Source organism: Micromonospora sp. CV4 (assembly GCF_003667455.1).
Classification (GTDB): domain Bacteria; phylum Actinomycetota; class Actinomycetes; order Mycobacteriales; family Micromonosporaceae; genus Micromonospora.
In genome coordinates this window covers 1-4819 of record NZ_RCVI01000109.1, presented here as the reverse complement: position 1 = coordinate 4819, position 4819 = coordinate 1, and the positions used below count along the sequence as shown (strand labels likewise).

At 72.2% G+C, this 4819-nt stretch carries 4 protein-coding genes and 1 pseudogene; 1 reads left to right on the top strand and 4 read right to left on the bottom strand.

All coding sequences use genetic code 11. The annotated features are described in order from the left end of the window. Positions 1 to 3: 3 nt before the first annotated feature. The 4 genes from mshC to EAD98_RS01005 form a co-directional block, all read right to left on the bottom strand. A complete protein-coding gene (gene mshC / locus EAD98_RS01020; protein WP_121652215.1) occupies positions 4 to 1242 on the bottom strand; it encodes a cysteine--1-D-myo-inosityl 2-amino-2-deoxy-alpha-D-glucopyranoside ligase in 1239 nt (412 codons plus the stop codon). Between the two features lie 66 nt (positions 1243 to 1308). Further along, positions 1309 to 2127: an SCO1664 family protein gene (locus EAD98_RS01015; protein ID WP_121652214.1), complete on the bottom strand. Its 819-nt coding sequence runs from the start codon at positions 2125 to 2127 to the stop codon at positions 1309 to 1311. Further along, positions 2124 to 2702, bottom strand: coding sequence for a DUF3090 domain-containing protein (locus EAD98_RS01010; protein ID WP_121652213.1), 579 nt, complete (start codon positions 2700 to 2702; stop codon positions 2124 to 2126). The genes EAD98_RS01015 and EAD98_RS01010 overlap by 4 nt, the downstream gene beginning before the upstream one ends. Positions 2703 to 2883: 181 nt before the next feature. Beyond that, positions 2884 to 3597 carry an MSMEG_4193 family putative phosphomutase gene (locus EAD98_RS01005; protein WP_121652212.1) on the bottom strand — a complete coding sequence of 238 codons (714 nt, stop codon included), beginning with the start codon at positions 3595 to 3597 and terminating at the stop codon, positions 2884 to 2886. Positions 3598 to 4569: 972 nt separating this feature from the next. Between EAD98_RS01005 and EAD98_RS01000 the strand changes: the two are divergent. Next, positions 4570 to 4819 (top strand): annotated as a pseudogene (locus EAD98_RS01000) (hypothetical protein); the annotation flags it as partial.

Below are 4819 nucleotides of genomic sequence, written 5' to 3'. Positions count from 1 at the left end.
GGGTTAGAGGTGGATGCCCAGGAGGGCGTCCACCGTGTTTGCGAAGAGGGCGGGCGCTTCGGGGTCGTCCGTCGCGCCCGACAGAGCGGCGTCGGCCCAGCGGTCGGCCACGGCCAGGGCGCCGGGGGTGTCGAGGTCGTCGGCGAGGCGCTCGCGTACCCCGGCCAGCATTTCGGCCCCGGACGGCCCGGCGGGCGCGGCGGCGGCCCGGCGCCAGCGGGCCAGCCGCTCCTGAGCGGCGGTCAGCAGCTCGTCGGTCCACGTGCGGTCGCTGCGGTAGTGCCCGGAGATCAGCGCCAGCCGGATCGCCATCGGGTCGACCTTGTCGGCGCGCAGCCGGGAGACGAAGACCAGGTTGCCGCGGGACTTCGACATCTTCTCGCCGTCCAGGCCGATCATCCCGGCGTGCACGTAGTGCTCGGCGAACGGCGCCTGGCCGGTGAGCCGCTCGGCGTGCGCGGCGGACGCCTCGTGGTGCGGGAACAGCAGGTCGTTGCCGCCGCCCTGCACGTCGATCCGGTCGCCGAGCAGGTTCAGCGCGATCACCGCGCACTCGATGTGCCAACCCGGGCGGCCCTCGCCCAGCTCGCCGCCGGGCCAGGACGGCTCGCCCTCGCGGGCGCCGCGCCACAGCAGCGGGTCGAGCGGGTCGCGCTTGCCGGCCCGGTCCGGGTCGCCGCCGCGCTCCGGGAAGATCTCCAGCATCTGCTCCCGGGTCAGGTTCGACTCGTAGCCGAACCGGCCGGTGGCGGAGATGTCGAAGTAGACGTCGCCGGTGCCGTCGTCGAGCCGGTACGCGGCCCCGTCCTTGAGCAGCACCTCGACCTTGTCGGCGATGTCCGGGATCGACTCGACCGCGCCCACGTAGTGCTCCGGCGGGATGATCCGAAGCGCCTCCATGTCCTCCCGGAACAGCGCCGTCTCCCGCATCGCCAGGACCACCCAGTCCTCGCCGTCACGGGCGGCACGCTCCAGCAGCGGGTCGTCGATGTCGGTGACGTTCTGCACGTACCGCACCGGGCGGCCGGCGTCGCGCCACACCCGCTGCACCAGGTCAAAGGTGATCATGGTGGCGGCGTGGCCGAGGTGTGTGGCGTCGTACGGGGTGATGCCGCAGACGTACATGCTCCCCGCGTCGGCCGGCTCACTCGGGTGGACGCCCTGCCGCGCCGAGTCGTACAACGCCAACGGCTTGCCCCTGCCCGGCAGCCGTGGCACCTCGTGTCCCGCCCAAGACTCCATGGCCTCAGCCTAGCCAGCCCCACGACCGCCCCGGGCCGCCCCACGGGTGATCAAAATGACAGTGGATCACATGGGTGGCCAGGGCACCGCCGGCCAGTCCTCGGACGGCTGCGGGAACCGCCCGGTCCGCCGCAACACGTCGATCCGCGCGGACAGCTCGGCGATCTCGCTGATCGTCAGGTGGTCGGCCAGCTCCGCGCCGAGCGCCCCGGCGACCTGGCCGGCGAGCCCGTCGAGCATCTCCACGGCGTCCGGAGGCAGCTGCTTCCCGGCCCATCCCCAGAGCACCGTTCGCAGCTTGTCCTCGACGTGGAAACTCACCCCGTGGTCCACGCCGTAGATCCGGTCGTCGGCGCCGACCAGCACGTGGCCACCCTTGCGGTCGGCGTTGTTGATCACCGCGTCGAGCACCGCGAGCCGGGCCAGCCGCGGGTCGTCGGCATGGGCCAGCGCGTACGCGGCGCCGTCGTCGTCACGGGCGGCCGCGATCGGGAACCAGCGCGGCGGCAGCTCCTCGGCGGGCACGAACCCCACCAGCGGCTCGGCGTCCTCCGGCTCGTCGATCCAGAGCTGGCAGGAGCCCGGACCGAACGGGCCGTCCCGCAGCACGGTGGGCGGCACCAGGTCCCAGCCGGTGGCCCGGGAGACCAGGTACGCCGAGACCTCCCGGCCAGCGAGGGTGCCGTCCGGAAAGTCCCAGAGGGGGCGTTCGCCACGAACCGGCTTGTAGACGCAGCGCGCGGAGAGGTCGTCCAGCGTCAGGATGCCACGCAGGGTGGTGTTCGACGCGTCGACGAGCCGCCCTTCGAGGTCGAGCGCGCCGTCACGCAACAGCCGCAGCGCGGCGTCGCCGTCCTGACGGGGCTGGAGGCCGGACGACGTCACCGGTGGTAACCGTTGTGCCGCGGGCAGAGGTGCCCGGCGGGGTCCAACGGCTGGCCGCACAGCGGGCACGGCGGCCGGCCGGCGTTCACCACGCGCCGGGCCCGCTCGATGAACTGGCGGGTCGCCTGCGGGGTGAGCCGGACCCGGAGCCGGTCCAGGTCCTCGTCCGGCTCGTCGTCCTCGTCGTCGTCCTCGTCGACCTCGTCGCCCAGCTCGACCTCGGCTTCCACCTCGCCGGCGGCAATCGCTTCGATCACCACGGTCGCGGTGTCCACGTCGAAGGCCAGCCCGAGGGTCCCGACCCGGAACTCCTCGTCGACCGGAGTGTCCAGCGGCTCGTTGTCGCCCACCACCGGCGCCAGCTCGGGCAGGTCCACGCCGAAGCGCCGTTGCGCCTCGGTGAGCAGCTCCTCCAGCTTCTCGGCGAGCAGGGACACCTGGACCTTCTCCAGCGCGACGCTGACCAGCCGGCCGCCGCCGCGAGCCTGCAGGAAGAACGTGCGCTCTCCCGGCGGGCCGACGGTCCCGGCGACGAACCGCTCCGGCGGCTCGAAGGCGTGCACCTGGTGGGTCATACCCACGACCCTATCCGGCCCGCCATGGCATCGCGCACCCCACCGACCCGAATCGCCCAGGCGGCGGCGCGCCCGGCGTATCGGTGGCTGCACCCGGGCGTGGCGGCTCTCCGGCCGCCTGCCGGCGCCGTCGTCACCCGGCGTCCGCCGACGCGGTTGGCGGGCGGGGGCGTCGCCACGGTCATCGTGACGCACCTGCGCCGCCGCCGACGGCCGCGTCGGAATCACCCGCACGGGTCGCCCGCCGACGCCGCTTGCGCGGCGGCGGTACCAGGGCGGCGAGGTCGCCGCCGGTGTCGTTGAGCCGGACCAGGAACGGCCGCAACGGCGTGTACCGGATCGCCGTCACCGACGCCGGGTCGGCCACGATCCGCTGAAAAAGATCCAGGTGTACGCCGAGCGCGTCCGCCACGATGGCCTTGATCACATCACCGTGGCTGCAGGCCAGCCAGACCGCCTCGGGCCCGTGTTCGGCGCTCACCCGGGCGTCCCACGAGCGCACCGCCGCGACCGCACGCGCCGCCATCGCGGCCATCGCCTCCCCGTCCGGGAAGATCACCGAGCTGGGATGCTGCTGCACCGCCGGCCAGAGCGGCTCCTTGGCGAGCTTCTTCAGCGGCTGCCCCTCCCAGCTGCCGTAGTCGCACTCGATCAACCCCTCCTCGACCACCGGAGCGGCCTGCGGAAGCGCCAGCTCCAGGGTCTGCCGGCAGCGGATCAGCGGACTGGTCACGACCGCCGCGAGCGGCACCCCCCGCAGCCGCTCGCCCACCGCGGTCGCCTGGGCCCGGCCCGTCTCGTCCAACTCGACGGGCTGGCGGCCGGCCAGCCCACCGTCCGCGTTCGCGGTGGTCCGGCCGTGTCGCAGAAGCAGAAGGGTCGCCACGGGGACCACCCTATGACCTGTTCCAGGCCTTTGATCGTCGCGGGCTCCCGGGTGGCCGAATGTCGGCGGGTTGCGTGAGGAAGCCTGTCCTTGCTGGCTCGCTGCGGTGGATTTTGCCGGCGCTGACGGAATCCGGCTCGGGCTTGACCCGGCGGTGCTGCGGATCCCCGGGCGGGTTGTTCGACTTGCCGCGGGTTTTGACCGGCGGTGCTGCGGATCGCCGCCGGGTTGTTCGATCCGGCGGCGGGTTGTTCAATCCGGCGGCGGGTTGTTCGATCCGCCGGCGGGTTGTTCGATCCGGCGACGGCCCGACCACCTTGGGGGCGGTGGCTGTGGTGAGCGGTATACCTGTCAGTCATAAATATGCCCCTGAGGTATCGGGCTCGTTGACGACCTCGCCCCGGGATCGCCCGGGGAGCGCCTCTTCGGGGTGATCCACTCGATATCAGGGATATTGCGGTGTCCGGTGCTTGCGGATGCCCCGATATCGGCGATACCGAGTCGATCAACCCGCAAACGGCCCATCCGACGCGCACCGACCCGCGAGCCCAGTCCGCCTGTCCGCTATGGGGTGGTTTGACGGTGGCCGGGTGCACCCGTGGGCTGGAATCGTGGCGGGCGCGGGGTCGTTACATACTCTGACGATCGCAGCACCACCGCCTCGCCACCTCACCCCCTCGAGGTTGGGATGACAGCGAGGCCGGGTTGGAATGCCCCGTGGGTGCGCGGTCGTTGCAGACCCGGCCGACTGCACCAGCACCCCACTTCCACCCGGGTGCCGATGGATGGGCCGACCCCGGAATGACCCCGGCCCGGCGGTCGTTACACATGGACCCGGCGCCACGAGCCCCCCGCCCGTAGGCCGCCGACCTTAAGACTTTTCCCCCGTGTATGAGAGCGCCGGACGAGGTGCTTGCACCCCACGTGCCGTTCCCCCGAACAAGGCGCGTGTGGTGTCTACCCCCCGAAGGAGCAACCCTCATGAACACGATCATTCGTAAGAGCATGCTGTCCGTTGCTGGTCTCGCCTTCGCCGGTGGTGTCTTCGCCGGTCCGATCGCCGCGCACGCCGCCCCCGCCACCGACGGCAAGCCCGCCGCCGTTGCGGTGCAGACGGTCAAGGCGCAGGGCCCGCAGTCGCACATCGACCTCAACGACGAGCAGACCGCCAACGTCAAGGCGATCATCGCCGCCACGAAGAAGGCCGGCCTGCCCGAGCGGGCCGCAGTGA

Excerpts from the sequence above, each read along its gene's own strand:
- mshC (WP_121652215.1), bottom strand. The coding sequence starts at position 1,242 with ATGGAGTCTTGGGCGGGACACGAGGTGCCACGGCTGCCGGGCAGGGGC.
- EAD98_RS01010 (WP_121652213.1), bottom strand. The coding sequence starts at position 2,702 with ATGACCCACCAGGTGCACGCCTTCGAGCCGCCGGAGCGGTTCGTCGCC.